Source organism: Streptomyces sp. NPDC058665 (assembly GCF_042714995.1).
Classification (GTDB): domain Bacteria; phylum Actinomycetota; class Actinomycetes; order Streptomycetales; family Streptomycetaceae; genus Streptomyces.
On sequence record NZ_JBHXRX010000025.1, the window covers coordinates 33993 to 57333 of the forward strand.

Below are 23341 nucleotides of genomic sequence, written 5' to 3' on the forward strand. Positions count from 1 at the left end.
GGCACCGGGCGTCGGCGTCGGGCGCCCGCCGCCGATGCCGAGCGCTCAGAAGCGCCGTGTGATCAGCGCGCGCTTCACTTCCTGGATCGCCTTGGTGACCTCGATACCGCGCGGGCAGGCGTCGGTGCAGTTGAACGTCGTGCGGCAACGCCACACGCCATCCTTGTCGTTGAGGATCTCAAGACGCTGCTCGCCCGCCTCGTCACGCGAGTCGAAGATGAACCGGTGCGCGTTCACGATGGCCGCCGGGCCGAAGTACTGCCCGTCGTTCCAGAACACCGGACACGACGACGTGCACGCCGCGCAGAGGATGCACTTCGTGGTGTCGTCGAACCGCTCGCGGTCCTCCGCCGACTGGAGCCGCTCGCGCGTCGGCTCGTTCCCGGTGGTGACCAGGAACGGCATCACGTCGCGGTACGCCTGGAAGAACGGCTCCATGTCCACGACCAGGTCCTTGAGGACCGTCAGGCCCTTTATGGCCTCGACCGTGATCGGCTTCGTGGCCCCGGTCTTCTTGTCGAACGACGTGATGTCCTTGATCAGCGTCTTGCACGCGAGCCGGTTCTTGCCGTTGATCCGCATCGCGTCCGAGCCGCAGATCCCGTGCGCGCAGGAGCGCCGGAAGGTCAGCGAACCGTCGACGTCCCACTTGATCTTGTGGAGCGCGTCGAGCACACGCTCCTTGGGGTCGATCTCTATCGAGAAGTCCTCCCAGCGGGACTCGTCGGAGATCTCGGGGTTGAAGCGGCGGATCCGCAGCGTGACCGTGATGTACGGCGAGGCCTCGGTGTCGTCCTCGACCTTGTCCAGCAGGGGTGTTGCCATCAGTACTTACGCTCCATCGGCTGGTAGCGGGTCTGGACGACCGGCTTGTAGTCGAGACGGATGGACTCCGTGCCGTCGTCGCCGACCTCGCGGTACGCCATGGTGTGGCGCATGAAGTTCACGTCGTCCCGGTTGGGGAAGTCCTCGCGGTAGTGACCGCCGCGCGACTCCTGGCGGGCGAGCGCCGACACGGCCATCACCTCGGCCAGGTCGAGCAGGTTGCCCAGCTCGACGGCCTCCAGCAGATCCGTGTTGAAGCGCCGGCCCTTGTCCTGGATGGACACCCGCAGATAGCGGTCGCGCAGCTCGCCGATCTTCTCGACGGCCGTCTTGATCGTCTGCTCGGTGCGGAAGACCATGACGTTCGCGTCCATGGTCTCCTGGAGCTCACGGCGGATGTCCGCCACCCGCTCGTCGCCCGTCGATTCGCGCAGCCGCTCGACCTGCGCCTCGACCAGCTCGGCCGGGTTCTCGGGGAGTTCGACATGGTCGTGCTTGGCCGCGTACTCGGCGGCGGCGATCCCCGAGCGCCTGCCGAAGACGTTGATGTCGAGCAGCGAGTTGGTGCCCAGACGGTTGGCGCCGTGCACCGACACGCACGCGACCTCGCCGGCCGCGTACAGACCGGGCACGACCGTCGTGTTGTCGCGCAGGACCTCGCCCTGGACGTTGGTCGGGATGCCGCCCATCGCGTAGTGCGCGGTGGGCTGGATCGGGATCGGGTCCGTGTACGGCTCGATGCCCAGGTACGTACGCGCGAACTCGGTGATGTCGGGGAGCTTGGCGTCCAGCTGCTCCGGCGGCAGGTGCGTTAGGTCGAGGTAGACATGGTCGCCCTCGGGACCGCAGCCGCGGCCCTCGCGGATCTCGGTGTAGATCGACCGCGAGACCACGTCACGCGAGGCGAGGTCCTTCATGACGGGCGCGTACTTCTCCATGAAGCGCTCGCCGTCCTTGTTGCGGAGGATGCCGCCCTCACCGCGGGCGCCCTCCGTAAGGAGGATGCCCATGCGCCAGATGCCCGTGGGGTGGAACTGGAAGAACTCCATGTCCTCCAGCGGCAGTCCGCGCCGGTAGCAGGCCGCCTGGCCGTCACCGGTGAGCGTGTGCGCGTTGGACGTCACCTTGAAGAACTTGCCGGTGCCGCCGGACGCGTAGATGACCGACTTCGCCTGGAAGACATGGATCTCGCCGGTGGCCAGCTCGTACGCGACCACGCCCGCCGACGTCTTGACGCCGCCGATCTCCACGAGCAACTGGTCGAGGACGTAGAACTCGTTGAAGAACTCCACGCCCTCCTTGACGCAGTTCTGGTAGAGCGTCTGGAGGATCATGTGGCCGGTGCGGTCCGCCGCGTAGCAGGACCTGCGGACCGGGGCCTCGCCGTGGTTGCGGGAGTGGCCGCCGAAGCGGCGCTGGTCGATGGTGCCGTCCGGCGTCCTGTTGAACGGCAGACCCATCTTCTCCAGGTCCAGGACCGCGTCGATGGCCTCCTTCGCCAGGATCTCGGCGGCGTCCTGGTCGACCAGGTAGTCGCCGCCCTTGATCGTGTCGAAGGTGTGCCACTCCCAGTTGTCCTCCTCCACGTTGGCGAGCGCGGCGGCCATACCGCCCTGCGCGGCGCCCGTGTGGGACCTGGTGGGATACAGCTTCGTCAGCACGGCGGTACGGCTGCGCTTGGTCGACTCGATGGCCGCGCGCATTCCGGCGCCGCCGGCGCCGACGATGACGGTGTCGTACTTATGGATCTTCATTGCTCTCGTCAGCCCCGGGCCTTAGCGGATGTTCGGGTCGAAGGTGAAAATCACCAGCGTGCCCAGAAGGATGGTGAACACCGTCGCGGTGTACAGCAGGCCCTTGAGCCACAGGCGGGTGTTGGCACGCTCCGCGTAGTCGTTGATGATCGTGCGCATGCCGTTGCCGCCGTGCAGCATCGCCAGCCACAGCATCAGCAGATCCCAGGTCTGCCACCACGGGGACGCCCAGCGGCCGGCCACGAAGGCGAAGCCGATCTTGGCCACGCCGCCGTCCAGCACCAGTTGGATGAGGAGATGGCCGACGACCAGGACGACGAGGACGACGCCGGACAGGCGCATGAACAGCCAGGCGGCCATCTCGAAGTTGCCGCGCGTCGCCTTGGGGGTCTTCGCGGTGCGTTTGCGCGGCGGCTCGATGAGCGGCGCCGGGTGGTCGGCGTCGAAGACGTTCACGCTCTCGACGGGACTGATCGCGGCCGTGGAGCCGGTCGCGGTGGTGTCTGCGGACATCGGGTCAGCTCCCCCAGAGTTCGCGTGCGGCATGGCCGAGTACGGGGTAGATGGCGCCCAGCATGAGGACGAGCCAGACACCCAGGACGCTCCAGAGCATCTGCTTCTGATAGCGCGCGCCCTGGGACCAGAAGTCCACGGCGATGACGCGCAGGCCGTTGAGCGCGTGGAAGAGGACGGCGGCCACGAGGCCGTATTCCAGTACACCGACGATGGGCGTCTTGTAGGTCGCTACGACATCGTCGTAGGCCTCGGGGGAGACGCGGACGAGTGCGGTGTCCAGCACATGGACGAACAGGAAGAAGAAGATGGCGACGCCGGTGACTCGATGAGCCACCCATGACCACATTCCTTCCCGGCCGCGGTACAGCGTTCCAGCCGGCACGGAAAAGCCCTCCGGGAGCGGGGATCGGGGCCGGCCGCCATCTTCTACTCGATGAAGCACAGTGGTGTCGGTCGCGCCCGGCCGGGTACGGTCCACCGGCCCTGGCCATCGTAGCGACGCTTTGTCGGCTCGATTGCCCGGGGGCCCGCTCGTGTGATCAAACAGGTGGTCAAACAGCCACGGACGGGCTATCCGGACGGCCGTAGTCGTTCGATTCCTGCGAAACGCGGGGAGCGGGCGCTTCCGCTCGGCGCGGCGCCGGGGGGAGGCCGGGGCGGCCGCCGGGGTGGCCGCCGGGCTCGTGTCCGGCGTGATTCACCAGGCGTGCGACCCTTGATCGCGCGAGCCGGCGCAGTTCGTCGGCGGCGACCGCGCGTTCCTCGTCGGGGTCGTGGGCCAGCCTCTCGCGGATCCTGGTCAGCATCTGGTTCAGACGTTCCTCGGGGCGGTAGCGGTCGAGACTGATGACGAACGCGTGGCCGAAACCGCTCTCGTACGCCGCGTGTGCCGCCCGCAGCGCGGTGCGGGCCGCGAGCGGCGCCCCGTGGTGCGGGCCGGGGGACGTCTCATGGGCCAGGGCGCCGGCGAGGTCGGCCCCGGACAGGTCGTAGCTCGCCTCGTCCGCGGCGGCGAGGAGCGCGTCGACGGTGGGGTACGGGCGGTGGTCGGCGAGCCGGCGGGCCCAGCGGCGGTTTCCGCAGCAGGCCAGCAGCGCGTTCTCGACGGTGTCTGCCGGGGCGGCGTTGAAGCGTGCCAGACCGGCGTGGGAATCGCTGGACAGCGTGGGGCTCCTCGGACGCGGCGTCACGGCTCGGGCGGCCCAGGGCCGGAGGCTCAGCCGGCGACTCCGGACAGGCGGCCGAACGGGTGACAGGAGGTGACAGGAGTGGTGGCGGAAGTGAAGGCAGATAAGGGCGAGACGAATGTTTCGTCACGCTATCGAGGGCAGGTGGCGGGCGCCCGACAGATGCGCGAATTTCACCCGGACGTGACGTCTTCGGCTCGCGCGATGGGCGTGGACATGGGACGTTCGCCCTACTTCCTTCCTATTTCTCCTACCAGGGACGGTCACGCATGAGGTGGAACTCCCCGGGGACTCTGGTGGGCGGCGCCGCTGTCGTGGCGGCCGCCGTCACCCTCACGGTGGTGGCCTGGTCCGACACCACCCCCTCCGACCGCGGTGCGCCGACGGGCACCTCCGCCGACGCGTCGTCGGCCCGGTCCGACACCCGCCCGGCCGCACCCACCCCCTCGGGCAGCTTCGCGCTCTCGAAGGCGCCGCGCACCGTGCCCTCCGTACGGGAGCACGAAGCGGCCCGCGGCCCCGGCTGGCGTCCCGGCGGCAACAGCGGCGTCGTCATCGCGAAGAACAGCGGGAAGCTGGCCGACGAGGGCAAGCTCCTCGCGTCGGAGCTGAAGATCGACTACCGGGGCGCGGTCGCGGCCAAGGCCGGTGACGTCGAACTGGCCCTGGAGTCGGGCAAGCAGGCGGGCCCCGAGTCGTACACCCTCACCGCACGCGAAGGACGCGTCCGGATCGCCGGACCCGACGAGGCCGGGGTCTTCTACGGGACGCGCACGCTCAAGCAGTCCGTACTCGCGGACGGCGCGATACCGGAGGGTGTCGTACGGGACCGGCCCGACCGCCCGCAGCGCGGACTCAACCTGGACATCGCGCGCAAGTACTACACACCCGGCTGGATCGAGGACCGGCTGCGCGAGATGGCCGACCTCAAACTCAACCAGCTGGGCCTGCACTTCTCCGACGACCAGGGCTTCCGTATCGCCTCGGACACCCACCCCGAGATCGTCTCGGAGCAGCACCTCACCAAGGCCCAGGTCCGCGGGATCATCGCCCTCGCGAGCCGGCTGCACATCACGATCATCCCGGAGATCGACTCACCGGGGCATCTGGGCGCCGTCATGGCACCCCATCCCGAGCTCCAGCTCCGGAACGCGAACGGGCAGATCACCCGCGGGGCCATCGACATCTCGAAGCCCGCCGCCGCGAAGATCGTGGACGAACTCCTGCGTGAGTACGACACGTTGTTCCCCGGGCCGTTCTGGCACATCGGTGCCGATGAATACCAGGCGCTCGTGGTCCGGAACCCCGAGGCGTCCTTCCCCCAACTGGCCGCCGCCGCACGGAAGAAGTACGGCGCCGACGCCACGGTGCAGGATCTGGCGACCGGTTGGATGAACGACCGCGCGGCCGTGGTCCGGCCGAAGAAGCGGGACGTCCAGGCCTGGAACGACGGCTTCTTCGCCGGCGGTGTCGTCAAGGCCGACCAGGACCTCCAGGTCAACTACTGGACGGGCAGGGAGATCGGCGCCCGGCCCCCGCTGGACTATCTGCGCGAGGGCCGGCCGGTGGTGAACCTCAACGACGAGTTCCTCTACTACGTGCTCGGCCAGCCGAACAACTTCGTGTACCCGACCGGGCAGCGGATCTACGAGCAGTGGACCCCGTTCGTCCTGCGCGGCACGACCCCGGTGCCCCGGAAGTACTCGAAGCAGATCCTCGGCGCGCGGTTCGCGGTCTGGGGCGACATCGCGAACGCGCAGACCCAGGACCAGGTGGCGGCCGGGATCCGGCTGCCACTGGCGGCGATGTCGCAGAAGGTGTGGAACCCGGTCCAACCGTCGCTCACCTGGCCCCAGTTCAGGGCGCTGGCGAACAAGGTGACCGAGTAGCCCGATTGGGGACGTAGCGGTCGTTGGGCGGGTCTTCCGCACGAACCGAACCTAACTTTCTGAGCCATCCGTGACGTTTTTCAGCCGCCGGGCGCTTTAATGAGCAGTATTCTGCCCGCGACGGGAGACGTGAATGAGCCTGGTGGAACTGATCGTTCAGGCGGATGAGCGAGGGCTCGCCGCGAGCGGGGTCGCCTGCCTCGACCGCTGCCTGCCGCTGCTCGCCGACGAAGGCGAGGTCCTGCGCCCGCTCTGGGCGGGCATCGCCGACGGCGCCGACACCTGGGCCCCGCGCCTCGCGGCGGCCAGGGAAGCCATGGAAGCGGCCGTCATCAACGACGAAACGGCCCTCCTCGTACGGAAGATGCTCGCCGCCGCGCCATCCGAGTGGGCGGCCGAACCGCTGCGCGCCTGGTCCGACAGCTGCTCGGTGGTGGCCCTGGAGATCCACCAGCAGTTCGACGTGGTGGGCGACCGGACCATCGGCGCGCCGGGCACGGCAGCGGACGGCGCGTACAGCGACTGGGTCGAACGCTGCCGTACGGGAGTGGCCGAAGGCGACGAAGGCAGACCCGGCATCGGCCCGTTCACCGCCGGGCCACTGGTCACCGGCGAACTGCGCCGGCAGATCCAGATCCTGGAGATCCTGTCCGAAACAGCCGGCGCGGCGGGCTTGCGCCAGGCGCTCGACCTCTCGACCGAGGGCCAGCGGGTGCTGCGCGCGGTTGTCTCCCGCCGGGCGAGGGCGCAGGGCTGACGTCGCGGGCGCGGTGGGGAGTTGTGGGCGCCGTACGCGCTCCGACTCCTGCCTCTCCGACACCCGTCCCTCCGACTCCCGCTTCTCCGACTCCTGTCACCACGCGCTGATGACCGGCGCCTCGGGTTCGTGCTGCTGCCAGGCCTTGTTGAGGCGCGTGAGCTGGTCCGTCGCGGCGATGCCCCGCAGCGACGCGACCTTGCCGTCGCTGACTTCGAGCGCCACGGCGCCCACGACTCGTCCTTCGAGTACGGCGACGACGGCCGGGGAGCCGTTGACCCGCGCGATATGGATCGCGGGCGAGCCGCCCACCAACCGCCGCTTCGCCGGGGTGGACTTGAAGCCCGCCCGTACGAAGGACGCGACCCGCTCGGGCGTCTTGTACCGCATCAGCCGCTTGGCCAGTCCGGCGCCGTCAGAGATGGCCGTCACGTCGTCGGTGAGCAGTTCCACCAGCCGGTCGGTGCGCCCCGACGCGGCGGCGGCGAGGAACTCCTCGACGACCCGGCGCGCGGACGCGGGGTCGGCTTCGCCGCCGCGGCGGCGCTCGGCGGCGACCCGGGTCCTGGCCCGGTGGGCATGCTGCTGGCTCGCGGATTCGGTGAGGTCGAGGATCCCGGCGATCTCGGCGTGGCTGTACGAGAAGGCCTCACGCAGGACGTAGACGGCCCGCTCGACCGGCGAGAGGCGTTCCAGAAGGGTCAGTACGGCCAGGGACACCGATTCGCGCTGCTCGAAGGTGTCGGCGGGGCCGAGCATCGGGTCGCCGTCGAGGAGCGGCTCGGGCAGCCAGTCACCGGCCGCCCGCTCGTGGCGCGCCCGCGCGGAGCGGAGCCGGTCGAGGCAGAGATTGGTGACGACCTTGGTCAGCCAGGCTTCCGGCACCTCGACCCGTCCGCGGTCCGCGGCCTGCCAGCGCAGAAACGCGTCCTGGACGGCGTCCTCGGCGTCGGCGGCCGAGCCGAGCAGACGGTACGCGAGCGAGGCCAGCCGGCCCCGGCTGGCCTCGAACCGATCGATGGCCGCGCTCTCCATACGGATGAGCCTAAGCGGCGACCTGTACGGCTGCCCGGTCGGGCGCGGTGGCCAGACGTCGGCGGCGCTTCGGCATGCCGAAGGTCGGGTGGGCGATGCTCCATCCGGCCCCATTGAGGATGCCCGACTTGATCCGCGCGGCGGTCCTGCCGCCCAGATACCAGGACTTCGACCGGACGTCCCTGTCCACCATCTGGATGATCGCGTCCCGCCGTCCGAGGCTGATGTGGTTGCCTTGGTACTTCAGCCCGGTGGCCGGGACTTCGTCGCCCGTCAGGCGCGCGATGATCGCGGCGGTCGCCTGCATGTTGGTGAAGCCGGCCGATGCGCAGGACATCGGCAGCGGCCGGCCGTTCTCGCCGATCGCGTAGGCGCAGTCACCGGCGGCGTAGACGTCCGGGTGCGAGAGCGAGCGCATGGTGCGGTCGACGACGATCTGGCCGGTCTCGGCGACCTCCAGACCGCTGGCGGCCGCGATGGGGTGCACGGCGAACCCGGCCGACCACACGGTCACGTCGGCGGGGATGGACGTGCCGTCGGCGGCGACGGCCCGGGTCGGCTCGACGGCTTCGACGCGGGTGTTCTCGTGGACGGTGACACCGAGCCGATCGAAGGCCCGGCGCAGATGACGGCGGGCCTTCGGGGAGAGCCAGGCGCCCAGCTCGCCACGGGCGGCGAGCGCGACCGAGAGGTCGGGCCGGGACTCGGCGAACTCGGTGGCGGTCTCGATACCGGTCAGCCCTTCACCCACGACGAGCACGGTGCCGCCCGCGTCCAGCCGGGCCAGGCGCTCGCGCAGCCGCAGCGCGGAGGAGCGCCCGGTCACATCGAATGCGTGCTCGGCCACGCCGGGCACGCCATGGTGGGCGACGGAGCTGCCGAGCGCGTAGAGAAGCGTGTCGTACGCGAGCTCACTGTCCCTGCTCTCCGCGCCCTCCTCGCCGGTCACGGCTACGGTCCTGCGCTGGGGGTCGACCCCGGTGACGCGCGCCAGCCGCAGCCGCACCCCGGTGCCCGCGAAGACATCGGCGAGCTTGCGGACCGCCATGTCCTGGCCGACCGCGAGCTGATGGAGCCGCATCCGCTCGACGAATTCGGGCGCGGCGTTGACGACGGTGATCTCGGTGTCGGCGGGCGAGAGCCGACGGGCCAGATTCCCGGCGGCGAAGGCCCCGGCGTACCCGGCGCCGAGTACGACGATTCGGTGCTTCATGGCGTGGCTCCTGTCTCGTTCGCGTGCCCCTTGAACGAGATGGCCCGGCGATTGCTGACAGGAGCCGAGTGTGAGGCGGGTCACCGGTCCGGCCTGATCGCCGGTACGGCGGTGGGGCTGGAGAGGACGACCGGGGCCCGCGTACATCTTGAGGAGGAGCCCCGGGTGGCACCGCGGTACCGCTGCCGTCCGTCCTGTTCGCCTCCGTGGACCCAACGGACGGCGCTGAGGCGTTCCTAGCGTGGAGTGCGGGCCGATCGCGGCCCTGTCCCGTCCTCCGTACGCCCCCCGGGAGTTCTCCGTGGCCACGTTCCTCTACCGGCTCGGCCGGTTCTCATTCCGGCGGCGAAGGCTCGTCCTCGCGCTGTGGCTGGCCGTGCTGGCCGTCGTCGGCATCGGCGCCATGGGGGTGGTCGGCAAGACGACGGACACCTTCAGCATCCCCGGCACTCAGTCCCAGCAGGCGCTGGACCTGCTGAACGAGGAGTTCGCGCAGGCTTCGGCCGACGGGGCCACGGCCCGGGTGGTCTTCGAGGCGCCGGACGGGCAGAAGCTGACGTCCGGCGCGCACAAGGCCGAGGTGGAGTCCCTGGTGGCCGGCCTCGGCAAGGCCGACCAGGTGAAGACGGTGGCCGACCCGTACACCAGCGGCACCGTCAGCGAGGACGGCACGATCGGTTACGCGCAGGTGACCTACGAAGTCGGCGACACCGACGTCAGCGACCGGGCCCGCACGGACCTGGAGGACATCGCCGCGGAGGGCGAGCGGGCCGGCCTCGGGGTCAGCATGGGCGGGACGGCCGTCGCCGAGCAGCCCCACCAGAGCACGACCGAGCTGATCGGCATCCTGATCGCCGCCGTCGTCCTGGTCATCACCTTCGGCTCGCTGGTCGCGGCCGGACTGCCGCTGCTGACCGCACTGTTCGGCGTCGGCCTGGCCATCGTCTCGATCACTCTCGCCACTTCGGTCGTCGACCTCAGCTCCAACACGAGCACGCTGGCACTGATGCTGGGCCTGGCGGTGGCCATCGACTACGCCCTGTTCATCGTCTCGCGCTACCGGGGTGAGCTGAAGGACGGTCACACGCCGGAGGAGGCCGCCGGGCGGGCACTCGGCACGGCCGGTTCGGCGGTGGTGTTCGCCGGGCTCACCGTGGTGATCGCGCTGGCCGGGCTCAGCGTCATCGGCATCAAGGTCCTCACGGACATCGGGCTCGGCGCCGCGTTCGCCGTGGTCGTCGCCGTGATCGTCGCCCTCACGCTGCTCCCCGCGATCCTCGGCTTCGCCGGACGCCGGATCACGACCGGGAGGCTCACGTCGCGCCGGATGCGGGCCGTCGAGCGCGGGGAGCGCGATTCCACGGGCGTGCGCTGGTCGAAGTTCGTGCTGCGCCATCCGGTGAAGGTCCTCGTCACCTCGGTCGCCGGTCTGCTGCTGCTCGCCACCCCGGCCCTGTCGCTCGAACTGGGCATGCCCGGCGACGAGTCGGCCACCCCCGGCAGCACCCAGCGCATCGCCTACGACACCATCGCCGACGGTTTCGGCCCCGGCTACAACGGCCCCCTGTCGGTCGTGGTCGACACCCGCGGCAGCGCCGACCCCAAGGCCGCGGTCGAGGAGGCGGTGGCGCTGCTCGACACTCTTCCGGACGTCGCTTCGGTGAGCCCCGCCGCCTTCAACGAGAGCGGTGACGTGGCGCTGATCCGCGCCGTCCCGGTCTCAGCGCCCAGCAGCGAGGAGACGGTCGACCTCGTCTCCGACATGCGCGACCGGAGCGCGGACCTGCGGGATGACACCGGCGCCGAGCTGATGGTCACCGGCCCCACCGCCCTCAACATCGACATCTCCGACAAGCTGAGCGACGCCCTGGTCCCGTATCTGGGCGTGGTCGTCGGCCTGGCGCTGATCCTGCTGATGCTGGTGTTCCGCTCGGTCCTGGTCCCGCTCAAGGCGGCCGTCGGCTTCCTGCTCAGCATCCTCGCGACCCTCGGTGTCGTCGTCGCGGTCTTCCAGAAGGGCTGGTTCGCGGACGTTCTGGGGGTCGAGCAGACCGGCCCGGTTGTGAGCATCCTGCCGATCTTCATGATCGGTGTGGTGTTCGGCCTCGCCATGGACTACCAGGTCTTCCTGGTGACCCGGATGCGGGAGGAGTACGTCCACGGGGCCGAGCCGAAGGAGGCGGTCGTCGCCGGTTTCCGGCACGGAGCCCGGGTGGTGACGGCAGCCGCGGTCATCATGATCGCCGTCTTCTCCGGGTTCGTCTTCAGCGACACCGCGATCATCAAGTCCATGGGCCTGGGCCTGGCCGCCGCGGTCCTTTTCGACGCGTTCGTGGTGCGGATGACCATCGTTCCCGCGGTCATGGCGCTGCTCGGCCACCGTGCCTGGTCGCTGCCCGGCCGGCTGGACCGGCTGCTGCCCAACGTGGACGTGGAGGGCGAGAAGCTGCGGCATCTGCTGGACGGGTCCTCGCGGAGCGCGGCGGAGCCCGAGCGCGTACCCATCGGGAAGGGCTGAGCGGCCGCCGTACGATCCGGGGCAGGGCGTACGGCCCGAAGACCGCCCGTTCGCGGTCCGCACCGCCGCCGTGACCAACCGCCCCGCCCGCCGGTCCACTCCCCCCGGGGACCGGCGGGCGGTACACGTACCGAGAGGGCGTACGACGTGACCACACCGACCGCGGCCGAAGCGTCGGGCTCCTTGTTCGCGCCCGAGGCGCTGCTGGGCGGGGCGGGGCGGCGCTCGGACGTCCTGATCGTGCGCATGCTCAGGCGGACCATGCGGGCGGACCGGAACAGTCCGTGGTTCAGGCGCCTGGGCGTGCCGCTGTTCTGCGTGCTGATCGGCATCCCGGCCCTGCAGAACGCGGACGACGGCCCGGGGCCCGGCCTACCGGTGCTGCTCGCCCTGATGGCCGCCTTCTGCGTCCCGCTGCTGTGGCGGCAGCAGCGCCCCATCCTGATCTTCGGTCTCGCCTCGGCCGTCTCCGCGGTGGCACTCTCCCTGGACGCCAACACGGGCTCCGAGTCCGCGCGGGTGATGGCGCTTCTCAATGTGGGCCGCGCCGGCCGGCCCGTCCAGCTCGCGGTCTGTCTGGGGATCGCGGTCGCGCAGACGGCCCTGTCCGTCGTCGTCCGCGGCGACGGACAGGAGATGGCCCTGCAGACCTGGGTGCTGGCGCTCGTCCAGGCGGCCCTCGTGGCGGCCGTCGCCGCGGCGGGCCTGGTCGCCCGGGTGATCAACGCGTACATCAGAGCCCTGCACGAACGCGCCGTACGCCTGGAGGTGGAGCGCGACCAGCGGGCCCGGCTCGCCGTCGCCGCCGAACGCGCCCGGGTCGCCCGCGAGATGCACGACATCCTCGGCCACACCCTCGCCGTCATCGTCGGCCTCGCGAGCGGTGCCGCCGGACTGACCGAGGCGAAACCGGAACGGGGCGCCGAGACCCTGCGCATCATCGCCGACAGCGGCCGCGGCGCCCTGGCCGAACTGCGCCGCCTGCTCGCCGTCATCGGCGACGACGACCGGACCGCGGCCGAGGGCACCCCGCTCGCCCCCCAGCCGGGCTTCAGCGACCTGGGTCCGCTGCTGGAGCGGGTACGCGCCGCGGGCCCCGCCGTCACGCTGCGCACCGAGGGCGACCGGACGGACCTGCCGCCCGGCCTCCAGCTCGCCGTGTACCGCGTCGTCCAGGAGGCCCTGACGAACACCCTCAAGCACGCGGTGGCCGAGACCGCCGCCCAGGTGACGATCACCGCCGACGACTCCGCCGTACACCTCACAGTCGATGACACCGGACCGGCGCTCAGCGCAGGGGCCAACGACGACGGCCGCGGCCTGGTCGGCATGCGCGAGCGGGCCGCCCTGTACGGCGGGAGCGTGACCGCGGGGCCCAACGACCGCGGCGGCTGGACCGTCCAGGCCCGCTTCGTGATCGAGACCCGCTCCGCACCCACGAGCAAGCGTCCCGCATGACCACCCCGGCACCCACGGAGAAGCGTCCCGTATGACCACCGTTCTCATCGTCGACGACCAGGCCCTGCAACGGCTCGGCTTCAGCATGCTCATGGAGCAGCACCCAGATCTGAGCGTGGTCGGCGAGGCCACGCACGGAGCCGAAGCGGTGCGCAAGGCCGCCGAACTCCGTCCCGACGTCGTACTGATGGACGTCCGCATGCCTGGCATGGACGGGATCGAGGCCACCCGCGGCATCGTGCGGTCGGGTGGCCGCTCCCGGGTCCTGGTCCTCACCACCTTCGACCTGGACGAGTACGCGTACGCGGCACTGCGCGCCGGAGCCAGCGGCTTCCTCCTGAAGGACGCTCTGCCCGACGAACTCATCGCCGGTGTACGGGCGGTGGCCGCCGGGGACGCCGTCATCGCCCCCGGACTGACCCGCAAGCTCCTCGACGCGTTCGCCGATCGGATGCCCGGCCGGACCGTCGAACAGGAGCGCCGGCTCAGCGCCTTGACCGAACGCGAACGCGGAGTCCTCACCGCGATGGCCACCGGTTGCAGCAACACCGAGATCGCCCAGCGGTTCTCGCTCGCCGAATCGACGGTCAAGTCGCATGTGAGCCGGGTGCTGGCGAAGATCGGGGCCCGGGATCGCGTCCAGGCGGTGATCTTCGCCTATGACGCGGGCCTGGTGAGACCCGCGTGACCGGTGAGCCATCAGGCTCAGGCCCGTACCGGCTCTGTCGGGCCGACCGCGAGAACGACGGAGCCCTGGCCACTGGCGAGGCTTCCGCACTCCGGGTGACCGCCCCGGGCGTCTCAGGATGTCTCAGGAGAGGCTCATCTCCGCCAAGCCCTTCTCCAGTGTCACATCGGGTGAGTAGCCCAGTTCGGTCCTCGCGGCGGTGATGTCGTAGGAACGGTCCCGGCCGGTGAAGCTTACGAGCCAGTTCGTCAGCGGGGGAGCGGACTTCCGGCGAAGCAGGCGCGCCGTGCGGTCCATCATCGCTGCCGTGGGCGCCGCTATCGCCAGGGGGACGCTGCGACTGTTGGACAGGTCCACGCCGCGGGTGGCCAGCAAGGGGGTCAGGAAGTCGCGGATGGGCATCGGGGTGCCGTCGGTTACGTAGTAGGCGCCTCCGCGGCGGCCGCGTGTGAGCCCGAGGAGCAGGGCGCCGACCAGGTTCTCGACGTGCACGAAGTCGACGATGTGCTTGCCGTGGTCGATCCAGGCGAACTGTCCGGCCCTGGCGACCCCGGCCATCTCGTCGATCGTCGTCATCCCGCGGCCCCAGATGAACGGCGGGCGGAGTACCACCAGCTCGGTGCTCCCGCTGTGCGCGTCCCGGAGGGCACGCTCGGTGGCCAGCTTGACGCGGCTGTAGGCGATGTTCGGGCGGCCCTCCGGTGTCGACTCGTCGACGACGGGACGGCGCCGGCTGCCGGTGGAGACCGATGCGGCACTGACGAGTACGAAGCGTCGCACCCCGGCCGCGACGCTCGCGGCGTGCAGGGCGACAGTCGGGATCTGATTGGCCTGTTCGAAGAGCGCGTCGGGCCCCCAGAACTCCATGTGAGCCGCGACGTGCACGACCGCGTCGGCCCCCTGTAGCTCGGCGAGCCAGCTCGGTGCCGGAGAGGCGTCCTGGCGGAGGCCGGTGAGATCCCCGGGAATGGGCTGGGCGCCGGCCGCATGTACGCGCCGAATGCCGGCTCCCGACCTGGCGAGTGCCGTGACGTCGTGTCCTTCGGCGACAAGGCGATGGACGAGAGCGTTGCCGACGAAACCGCTGCCGCCGGTGACGAAGATCTTCATGGTTCCACTCCGCACGGTTGAGCGCGCACTCTCCGTACGCGCGATGTCGGTCGCCACGCCGGGTGCGCGCGAGCATGACCGCCCCTCCTAATGCATAGGCGCCGAATAGTTCGATACCGATACATCTACGTCTATGAAACCTTCCGTATGATGGAGGCGTCAAGGAGGAGGTGGGCGGTGCCCCAGGGCGGGAAGCTCACGGCAGCACAGGTCGCCGACGAATTCAGCCGCACGGCGAAGGTTCTCGTGCGTCACTTCAACGAGCGTCTCGGCGAGCACGGGGTGTCCACACCGAGGTCCCGCCTGGTGGTGGAGGTGGCACGGTCGCAGCCCATCCGTCTCACCGAGCTGGCGCTCGCGGTCGGCATCGCCCAGGGGACCGCGTCCAGCCTGGTCGAGGCGCTCGTCCGCGACGGACTGCTTGAGCGGCATGCCAGCGCGGACGACCGCCGTTCCGTCCTTCTCAGGGTGACAGCGGAAGGGGCGGCACTGGCCGAGGAGTGGACGGCCGGTTACGAAGCGGCGGCGGAGGAGCTGTTCGAACCGCTCACCGGTCAGCAACTTTCGACACTGGTCGAGATCCTGCGCGTCCTCGGCGCCGCCGACCCGCTGCCCACCGACGGCGGCTGACGGACCGGGCGAGGCCGCACGGCGGCTGCCGTCGCAGTTCCCCTGCCATCGTTTCGTAGCCTGTCCTGCATGTAGCGGCGGGAGAACGGTTCGCCTTCTGGCGTGAAGTGAGTTCGAAGCTCTGGGTGCCCTACGAACTGGGCTGCGAACGGGAGTTGGAGAACGACTTCCAGGCCGACGTCGGTGTCACCGAGTTCGGCCCGGTGCAGGCGGCGCTGATGACCAGCACGCGGCATACGGTCCACCGCACGCCCAAGCACATCCGCCAGTCCGCCCCCGAGGCATTCAAGCTGGTCTGCGTCGAGCGGGGTGGTGGCAGGGTGACGCAGGACGGCCGGTGCACGGTGTTCGGAGTGGGCGACCTGGTCCTCTTCGACACCTCACGCCCCTACCAAGCCGAGTTCCAGGAGCATATTTCGGTGAGCCGGCTGCTGCTTCTGGGCTTCCCGCGCTCGTTCCTGCCACTGCAGCCCCGCGAACTGCGGACTCTGAGCGCGATCCGCATCCCGGGGGCCCGGGGCATCGGCGCGCTGTCCTCACAGTTCATGCTCCAACTCGCCCGGCATTTCGACGAACTCAGTCCGTCCGACGCCGCCCGGCTGACCACCCTGACGCTCGACGTGCTGATCGCGGCGCTGGCCGACGCGCTGGACACCGGGAGCGCCGTGCCGGCCCACACCAGACGGCGAGCGCTGATGGCCCGGATCCACGCGTTCATCCGGGACAACCTGGGCGACGCGCGGCTGACCCCGGACACGATCGCCGCCGCGCACCACATCTCCCTGCGGTATCTGCACAAGCTGTTCCAGCAGGACGGCCACACCGTCGCCGGATGGGTCCGCGAGCGCCGCCTGGAGCAGTGCCGGCGCGACCTCGCCGACCCCCGGCTGGCAGCCAGCCCGATCAACGCCATCGCGGCGCGCTGGGGCTTCACCAGCCCCGCGCATTTCAACCAGGCGTTCCGGGCCGCGTACGGCATCTCTCCGAGCCAGTACCGCCAACAGTGCGGAACAGTCCGCACAGACCAACGAGTTGGTGCGTGATAGCCGATGAGGCGTGCTGATCCGTTTGGGGACCGCTGTTCAGACTTGGGCGGTGCGGTCGGAGACAAGGCTGTCGGGGGCGTTCGGGGCTGCGGTCACCAAGAAGCTGATCCCCCCGAGGCAGCCCGCACTTCGTATCTAACCTGCTCGGAGCGCGGGGGCTGGAGAGGACGACCGGGGCCGCCACCCCTGGCCCGAGTGAGTCACAGAGGGCCTCTGATCAGGCATTTTGTTGCCCGGTTGGCGCCCTCACTTACCGCCTGGGCTGGCCTTTCTCTTGGTGTTTCTGACTGTTCCCGGCCGCTGCTGGTCACGTGTCCAAATGGTCGGGTCGGCTCCCGTGGGCGAGGAGCAGGGCTCGTTCACCCAGCCGCCGCCGTAGCCGCCCGGCGACGCCGCGGCCAGCGCACCTGCCCCTCCCGAAAGACCGGAACGCACATCGCGTCCGCCGGGCGGTGCGCCGCGAGCACGAACGTGCGGGCGCTGAATCGTCCGGCGGCACGAACTTCGTCGTCGTGGCCGCGCCTACCATCCGGTGACCCGCAAGATTTCCTGGCTGGAGTGCTCCCCCATGGCGAACCTGAACGAAGTCGAGACGTGGATCCGGGCGAGGCTGCCCGGCCTGCTGGCAGAGCACCAGGTTCCGGGCGCCGCCATCGCGGTGTGCGTCGGTGATGAGGCCGTCGACTTCGCCAGCGGCGTGCTGAGCAAGGCGACCGGTGTCGAGGCGACCACCGACTCGGTGTTCCAGATCGGCTCCATCACCAAGGTCTGGACAGCCACCCTGGTCATGCAGCTCGTCGACGAAGGCCGACTCGACCTCGATGCTTCGGTGCGCCGCTACCTGCCCGATTTCGTGCTGGCCGACGATGGCGCAGCGGCGGCCATCACCGTGCGCCAACTGCTGGCCCACACCGCGGGGTTCGAGGGCGACATCTTCACGGACACCGGTGTCGGCGACGACTGTGTGGAGAAGTACGTGGCCACCCTCGCCGATGTGCCCCAGCTGTTCGCACCAGGGGAGATGTTCTCGTACAACAACGCCGGCTACTGCGTCCTCGGCCGCATCGTCGAGGTTCTGCGCGGTGCGTCGTACGACGACTGCCTGCGCCGTCATCTCTTCGCGCCGCTCGGCCTCGGTCATGCTGCCGCGAGCCCATACGAGGCGCTCCTGCACCGCGCCGCCGTTGGCCACCTCACCGCCGAACCGGGGGCCGAGCCACAGCCGGCGCCCGTCTGGTCCATCACCCGGTCCAACGTGGCCGCCGGGGCCATGCTGGCCATGAGCCCGCGCGACCTGATCGCTTTCGCCCGGTTGCACATGGCCCCGGGCCACCGCGCGTTGAGCGCGGGGAGCGTGCGGGCAATGCAGGAACGCCAGGTGGATGTGCCGTACCTGGGCACGGACACGTCCTGGGGTCTTGGCTGGCAGTTGTTCGACTGGCCGGGCGGCCGTGTGGTCGGCCATGACGGCGGCACCATCGGACAGCGTGCCTTCCTGCGGGTGGTGCCCGAGCGGGGCGTGGCGGTCGCGCTGCTCACCAACGGCGGTGAGGTGATTCCGCTGTTCGAGACCGTCCTCGCGCACATCCTGGGCGAGCTCGCCGGCGTGACCGTGCCGAAGTACCCGGTGCCATCGGCCGAACCCCGCCGCGTGGACGCCTCGCGGTACGTCGGCACGTATGCCTCCCGGATGGCCGAGAGCACGGTCAGCCAGGACGCCGATGGCCGTGTCTGGGCGGACCAGAGGCCGACCCCGGTCGCCGTGAGCCTGGGCATGACGCCGCAGCGCTTCGAGCTGCTGCACCTGCGCGGCGACACCCTGCTCGCCGCCCAGGCCGAGGCGGGGGTGCACGCGCCGCACACGTTCGTCGGGGACGACGGCGCCGGCCACGCTCAGTACCTGCACACCGGTCGGGCGGACCGGCGCCTGACACGGTGACTGAACGATGCGGCGTCGCCTCGGTCTGATGGCCTGGGAGGCGACGCCGCTCGTGTCACTGTGCCGCCGCGTCCACCACCGGCAGCACCAGCCTGCTCGGGTGGTCCCCGCCGTGCATGACGGTGTTGAGGGCGACCCGTGCCTCCGCCTGGGTCGCCACCACACCGAACCGGTTCAGACTGCGGGCGAACCACGGGAAGTCGCTGCTGGTGACGGTGACCCGCGCCCGGTGGCCGGGCAGGAACACATGCTGGGTCGGCCAGAGTTCCACGACGAACCTGGTGATCTCGTCCGGCGTCAGCGGAGCCGGTTCGACCAGCGAGTCACGGCACGCGGCCCGCAGACAGCCCTGGGTGACCTTGTAGGACCGGCCGTCCGGGTGGACGTCGCAGAGCTTCACGTGCCACTCGGTGTCGTCGCAGTCGGACGAGGCGAACAGTTCGACGCGGCCCCATCCCGAGATCCTGGTCTCCGTCTCCAGCGACGGACCGGTGAAGGTCAGCACGTCCGGGCGGGCCTCGTTGGCATCCTGCAGCAGTGGCACGTCCTCGACGGGATAGGCCCGCACGTCCACCTGGGTCGGCACCGGGTCGGCGGGGTCGTACCGGTAGGCGGTCGAGGACTCCTGCTCCTGAGCGGTGGCGGTCAGGAGACCCTCCTCGTCCTGGCGGCCCAGGAACAGGGACCGCTCGGATGTCGCCATCGGCCAGGTGGCCGGGGTACGCCACTGGTCGGTGCCGGGCTCGAAGAGGCGGATCCTCGCCACGTCGTCCAGCCCCGGCCCCTCCTTCTTCAGCCAGTGGTCGAACCATCGCAGGTGCTCGGCGTCCATGTCCCAGGCCGCGTCCGGGCCGAGGTCGCGGCCGGCGTAATAGCGGTCGGGGTAGCGGGACTTCAGGTGGCTCCACGGTCCGACCAGCAGATACTGCGAGTCGGCGGCCGGGGAGCCCGCGGCCATGTGTTCGTAGTGGTGGAACGCGCCGAGCAGGTCCTCCAGGTCGTACCAGCCGGTGACGTGCAGGCAGGGGATGTCGATGCGGTCGTAGCCGTCGTCGAAGCGCAGCGCCTGCCAGAATTCGTCGAGGCGGTCCCGGCCGGTGAGCAGCCGCCAGTTGTCCTGCGGGATGCCGAGTTCGGTGCCGATGGCGTCGTAGGGCAGGGTGGGCAGCAGGCGGTCCCAGTCCATGGTGGCCATGGCGTGGATCTCGGAGATGCGGCGGCGGGTGGCGAACGCCCACCAGGCGAAGTACAGCTGGAAGGCGCCGTTGGTGAACGGGATCTCCTGCTGCCAGCGGCCGGCCGCCGACGTGGAGACCATGCAGGTCAGGTGCGGGGGCCTGCGCGAGGCCGCCGCCCACTGGGTCCAGCCCATGTAACTCAGGCCGGTCATACCGACTTTGCCGGTGCACCAGGACTGTGCGGCGACCCATTCGACGATGTCGTAGCCGTCGTCGGGGTCACTCGCGAACGGCACCCACGTGCCCTCCGACTTGCCCCGCCCCCGCACGTCGACCGCCACGAACACGTACCCGTGCCGCTGGTAGAAGCGTGCCTCGTCGGTGGCGAAGCCGACGTTGTCCTTTCCGTACGGCGTGATGGTCACGATCGCGGGCGCCGGCCCGTCGCCTTCGGGAAGGTAGACGTCGGCGGCGAGTTCGACGCCGTCGCGTACGGGGATGCCGGTCTCGAATCGCCGTAGACCGGATTCGTCGGTGTCGCGCAGCCAGCGGGCGAACGGCGTCGTCGGCGCGTCGGCGGAGGTGTCGGGCAGCTCAGACATACACACGGGCTCCTTGAGAACGAAACCGGCGGGGCTGTCCCGTCGGCCAGGGTCTGTCCGGCGTTCATGAGCGGACAGGCCCTGATGGGGCTGGAGGCTAGGAAGCCGAGGGCATCGGGCGCCTCGTACACGCCGACGAAAAGCCGCGCCGCGGTTCGCACTCCCCGCGTCGCGGGACCGGTGTCACCGCCTGCGGTCCGGACCCTTGTCCGTCACGACCAGTGGGTCCGATCGTTCTCGTCCGCCGGTACCAACACCTCGGTGGGCGCCTCGGGCACCATGGCGCACCAGCCACATTCGGCCAGTTACGGCCACTTGAGGAGGTGGGAGGACATGAGACTGAGCGCAGCGACCTCCTGGGCATGTGCCGGCGCGATGGTGCTGACCGGCTGCGCCACCGGCATCGGGACCGGGACCGGGACCGGCAAGGTCGTCGACGGTGGAACGTTCACGTTCGCCCTGGAATCGGACCCGGGAAACCTCGACCCACAGGCGTCGGCATTGGCGACGGCGATCCAGATCGGCCAGTTCGCCTACGACCACCTGCTCAACTCGGACGCCGACGGCAAGCTCGTCTCCGGTCTGGCGACCACCTGGAAGACGACCGACAAGAAAGTCGTCCTGAGCCTGCACGAGGGCGTCACCTGCTCCGACGGCTCGGCGTTCACCGCCGCCGACGCCGCCGCCAACATCAACTACGTCGCTGATCCCGAGAACAAGAGCCCGCTGCTCGGAGTCTTCCTCCCGGTAGGCGCCCACGCCACGGCCGACACCTCCGCCGGCACGGTGACGATGACCCTGGCCGGTCCGGCCCCGTTCGTTCTCTACGGCCTGGCGGGGCTGCCGATGGTGTGCGCGAAGGGCATGCGGGACCGGTCGTCGCTGGCGCACGAGACCCTCGGGACCGGCCCGTACCGGCTCACCAAGTCCGTAGCCGGAAACGAGTACACGTTCCGGAAACGGTCCGGCTACACCTGGGGCCCGGACGGCATCGGCACCGCCACGAAGGGTCTGCCGGACATAGTCCTCGTCAGGATCGTCCCCAACCAGACGACGGCCGCGAACCTCCTGCTCTCCGGTGCGCTGAACGCCGCCACCGTCACCGGCGCGGACACCTCCCGCCTGGAGGGGGCGCACCTCTTCGCCGCCAAGTCCCCCACGGTCACTGGGGAGATGTGGTTCAACCAGGCCAAGGGCCGCCCAACGGCGGACACCTCGGTGCGCCGGGCATTGACTCAGGCGCTTGACCTGGCTCAGTTGCGCAAGGTGCTCACCATGGCCAGGGGCACCGCGCCCACGACGTTCACCGCCGCTGAACCGCTCGTCTGCCCCGGCGACTCCATCACCGAGGCGCTGCCCGCACACGACCCGAACGCGGCCGAACGGCTCCTGGACGCCGCGGGCTGGAAAGCCGGTGCCGACGGGGTAAGGGAGAAGAACGGCCGCGAGCTCGCGCTCACTTTCGCCTTCGACACCAGCCTCCTCGGCACCGGTGGGACGGCAGCGGCCGAACTCGCCACGCAGATCTGGCAGAAGCTGGGCGTGAAGGTCACCAGCCGTCCGCAGGATCTGACCCGTATCGGGCAGACCCTCTTCTCCACGGGTGACTGGGACATCGTCTGGGAGTCGCTGGTCCCGGGCTCGCCCGACCAGATGGTCCCGTTCCTGTCGGGGCCCGTGCCGCCGACCGGTACCAACTTCGCGCACATCGACAACACCGACTACAGCACAGGCGTCGCCCAAGCCGCGAGCGTCACCGGTACCAAGGGCTGCCCTGAGTGGCTGGCGGCCGAGAGCACCCTGGTCAAGAACGCCGATGTGATCCCGTTCGCCAACCAGGCCATCCAGACGTTCGGCAGCGGCGCCAGGTTCGAGTATGCCGGTTCCCTCGTCCCCACCAGCATCCGGATGCTCGCCCGCTGACCGCGGCACATCCGCACACCTCACCCCAGCAGACCCCCGCCCGCCGACCGGAGAGACAAGGACGGCCGTGACCACCTTGAGCCAGGCACCACCCCGCACATTGACCCGGTTGACCGGCAACACCTGGGTGCGCTTCGCGGCGCGCCGCGCGGGCCGACTGGTCCTGTCACTGTGGGTGCTGGTCACGGCGGCGTTCCTGATGATCCACCTCATCCCCGGCGACCCGGTCCGCGCCGCGCTCGGCCCGACCGCGCCCGCTTCCCTGGTCGCCGCGCGCCGCGCCGACCTGGGGCTCGACGACCCGCTGCCGGTGCAGTACGTCCACTATCTCCGGGACGTCATCAGCGGCGACCTGGGCACCTCGATGACCTTCAACCTGCCGGCCTCACAAGTGATCGGCGACCGGCTGCCCGCGACGCTGCAACTCGCCCTGACGGCGTTCGCGGTCGCGGTCGTCATCGCGGTGCCCGTCGGCGTCCTGATGGGCGTGCTCACCCGGGGCGGCCGGGCTCGGCGCACCGAGTTGGGGTTCACCGGGACGAGCGTGGTGCTCGCCGCGATCCCCGACTTCCTGCTCGGCGTGGTGCTCGTCTACGTGTTCGGGGTGAGCCTGGGCTGGCTGCCGGTGGCCGGGAGCGCGGCGCCGAGTTCGTACGTGCTGCCTGTGCTGTCCCTGGCTGTCGGGACGGCCGCGGTGCTGGCCCGGCTGCTCCGGGTGCAGATGGTGACGGTGCTCGAGGCCGACTACATCCGCACCGCCCGCGCCAAGCGGCTGCCTGCCGCCGCCCTCTATCTGCGGCACGCGCTGCCGAACGCGCTGGCAGCGACGATCACCGTCGGCGGGCTGCTGCTCAGCTCGATGGTCGCCGGGTCCGTGCTCGTGGAGAACGTCTTCGCCTGGCAGGGACTGGGCAACACCATCGTCCACTCCATCCTGGCCAAGGACTATCCGCTGGTGCAGGGCATTGTCCTGATCTATGGCGTCGGAGTGCTGCTGGTGAACGTGGTGGTCGACGTGGCCGTGGCGCTGCTCGACCCGCATTCGGCGACGATCCGGGAGAGCTGAGTGATGG

19 protein-coding genes are annotated in these 23341 nt (G+C 70.1%); 10 read left to right on the top strand and 9 right to left on the bottom strand.

Translation table 11 applies throughout. The features are described from left to right. Positions 1-45 precede the first annotated feature (45 nt). The 5 genes from ACFWV8_RS18260 to ACFWV8_RS18280 all read right to left on the bottom strand — a co-directional run bounded on the left by ACFWV8_RS18260 (position 46) and on the right by ACFWV8_RS18280 (position 4285). A complete protein-coding gene (locus ACFWV8_RS18260) occupies positions 46-825 on the bottom strand; it encodes a succinate dehydrogenase iron-sulfur subunit (protein WP_384202793.1) in 780 nt (259 codons plus the stop codon). After that, a complete protein-coding gene (sdhA, locus tag ACFWV8_RS18265) occupies positions 825-2579 on the bottom strand; it encodes a succinate dehydrogenase flavoprotein subunit (protein ID WP_384202796.1) in 1755 nt (584 codons plus the stop codon). Before sdhA ends, ACFWV8_RS18260 begins: the two co-directional genes overlap by 1 nt. A 21-nt stretch (positions 2580-2600) precedes the next feature. Further along, positions 2601-3092, bottom strand: coding sequence for a succinate dehydrogenase hydrophobic membrane anchor subunit (locus ACFWV8_RS18270; protein WP_384202799.1), 492 nt, complete (start codon positions 3090-3092; stop codon positions 2601-2603). 4 nt (positions 3093-3096) lie between these two features. Then, the gene (gene sdhC, locus ACFWV8_RS18275) at positions 3097-3477 is read right to left on the bottom strand and encodes a succinate dehydrogenase, cytochrome b556 subunit (RefSeq protein ID WP_329382768.1); all 381 of its coding nucleotides are present in this window, start codon (positions 3475-3477) and stop codon (positions 3097-3099) included. Positions 3478-3646: 169 nt separating this feature from the next. Beyond that, positions 3647-4285 (bottom strand): 2-oxo-4-hydroxy-4-carboxy-5-ureidoimidazoline decarboxylase, encoded by a 639-nt coding sequence (locus ACFWV8_RS18280; protein ID WP_384202802.1) that lies wholly within the window; start codon positions 4283-4285, stop codon positions 3647-3649. Positions 4286-4551: 266 nt separating this feature from the next. On the opposite strand from ACFWV8_RS18280, the gene ACFWV8_RS18285 reads away from it, so the two are divergent. Together ACFWV8_RS18285 and ACFWV8_RS18290 are read left to right on the top strand one after the other, a co-directional pair. Continuing rightward, positions 4552-6171, top strand: coding sequence for a family 20 glycosylhydrolase (locus ACFWV8_RS18285; protein ID WP_384202804.1), 1620 nt, complete (start codon positions 4552-4554; stop codon positions 6169-6171). A 133-nt stretch (positions 6172-6304) separates the two neighbouring features. Beyond that, positions 6305-6928 (top strand): hypothetical protein, encoded by a 624-nt coding sequence (locus ACFWV8_RS18290; protein WP_384202807.1) that lies wholly within the window; start codon positions 6305-6307, stop codon positions 6926-6928. 96 nt (positions 6929-7024) lie between these two features. Here ACFWV8_RS18290 and ACFWV8_RS18295 read toward each other — a convergent pair whose 3' ends face one another. Next, positions 7025-7963, bottom strand: a complete 939-nt coding sequence (locus ACFWV8_RS18295; RefSeq protein WP_384202809.1) for a sigma-70 family RNA polymerase sigma factor — start codon at positions 7961-7963, stop codon at positions 7025-7027. 10 nt (positions 7964-7973) lie between these two features. Beyond that, a complete protein-coding gene (locus ACFWV8_RS18300; protein WP_384202813.1) occupies positions 7974-9176 on the bottom strand; it encodes an NAD(P)/FAD-dependent oxidoreductase in 1203 nt (400 codons plus the stop codon). 301 nt (positions 9177-9477) lie between these two features. Between ACFWV8_RS18300 and ACFWV8_RS18305 the strand changes: the two genes are divergently transcribed. The 3 genes from ACFWV8_RS18305 (at position 9478) to ACFWV8_RS18315 (ending at position 13840) form a co-directional block, all read left to right on the top strand. Further along, a complete protein-coding gene (locus ACFWV8_RS18305; protein WP_384202816.1) occupies positions 9478-11694 on the top strand; it encodes an MMPL family transporter in 2217 nt (738 codons plus the stop codon). Between the two features lie 147 nt (positions 11695-11841). Then, the gene (locus ACFWV8_RS18310; RefSeq protein WP_384202818.1) at positions 11842-13152 is read left to right on the top strand and encodes a sensor histidine kinase; all 1311 of its coding nucleotides are present in this window, start codon (positions 11842-11844) and stop codon (positions 13150-13152) included. Positions 13153-13183: 31 nt separating this feature from the next. Next, complete coding sequence (locus ACFWV8_RS18315; RefSeq protein WP_384202820.1) at positions 13184-13840, top strand: response regulator; 657 nt, start codon at positions 13184-13186, stop codon at positions 13838-13840. Positions 13841-13963: 123 nt separating this feature from the next. On the opposite strand, the gene ACFWV8_RS18320 is transcribed toward ACFWV8_RS18315, so the two are convergent. Beyond that, positions 13964-14950 (bottom strand): NAD-dependent epimerase/dehydratase family protein, encoded by a 987-nt coding sequence (locus ACFWV8_RS18320; RefSeq protein ID WP_384202823.1) that lies wholly within the window; start codon positions 14948-14950, stop codon positions 13964-13966. 177 nt (positions 14951-15127) lie between these two features. On the opposite strand from ACFWV8_RS18320, the gene ACFWV8_RS18325 reads away from it, so the two are divergent. The 3 genes from ACFWV8_RS18325 to ACFWV8_RS18335 all read left to right on the top strand — a co-directional run bounded on the left by ACFWV8_RS18325 (position 15128) and on the right by ACFWV8_RS18335 (position 18565). After that, positions 15128-15580 carry a MarR family winged helix-turn-helix transcriptional regulator gene (locus ACFWV8_RS18325; RefSeq protein ID WP_384202826.1) on the top strand — a complete coding sequence of 151 codons (453 nt, stop codon included), beginning with the start codon at positions 15128-15130 and terminating at the stop codon, positions 15578-15580. Positions 15581-15687: 107 nt separating this feature from the next. Next, positions 15688-16623, top strand: a complete 936-nt coding sequence (locus tag ACFWV8_RS18330) for a helix-turn-helix domain-containing protein (protein ID WP_384202829.1) — start codon at positions 15688-15690, stop codon at positions 16621-16623. Positions 16624-17158: 535 nt separating this feature from the next. Next, on the top strand, positions 17159-18565 hold the full coding sequence (locus ACFWV8_RS18335; RefSeq protein ID WP_384202832.1) for a serine hydrolase domain-containing protein: 1407 nt from the start codon (positions 17159-17161) through the stop codon (positions 18563-18565). Between the two features lie 55 nt (positions 18566-18620). On the opposite strand, the gene ACFWV8_RS18340 is transcribed toward ACFWV8_RS18335, so the two are convergent. Continuing rightward, positions 18621-20345, bottom strand: a complete 1725-nt coding sequence (locus ACFWV8_RS18340; protein ID WP_384202835.1) for a CocE/NonD family hydrolase — start codon at positions 20343-20345, stop codon at positions 18621-18623. Between the two features lie 333 nt (positions 20346-20678). Between ACFWV8_RS18340 and ACFWV8_RS18345 the strand changes: the two genes are divergently transcribed. Further along, complete coding sequence (locus ACFWV8_RS18345) at positions 20679-22268, top strand: ABC transporter substrate-binding protein (protein WP_384202838.1); 1590 nt, start codon at positions 20679-20681, stop codon at positions 22266-22268. Between the two features lie 67 nt (positions 22269-22335). Continuing rightward, positions 22336-23334, top strand: coding sequence for an ABC transporter permease (locus ACFWV8_RS18350; protein ID WP_384202841.1), 999 nt, complete (start codon positions 22336-22338; stop codon positions 23332-23334). Positions 23335-23341: the final 7 nt, after the last annotated feature.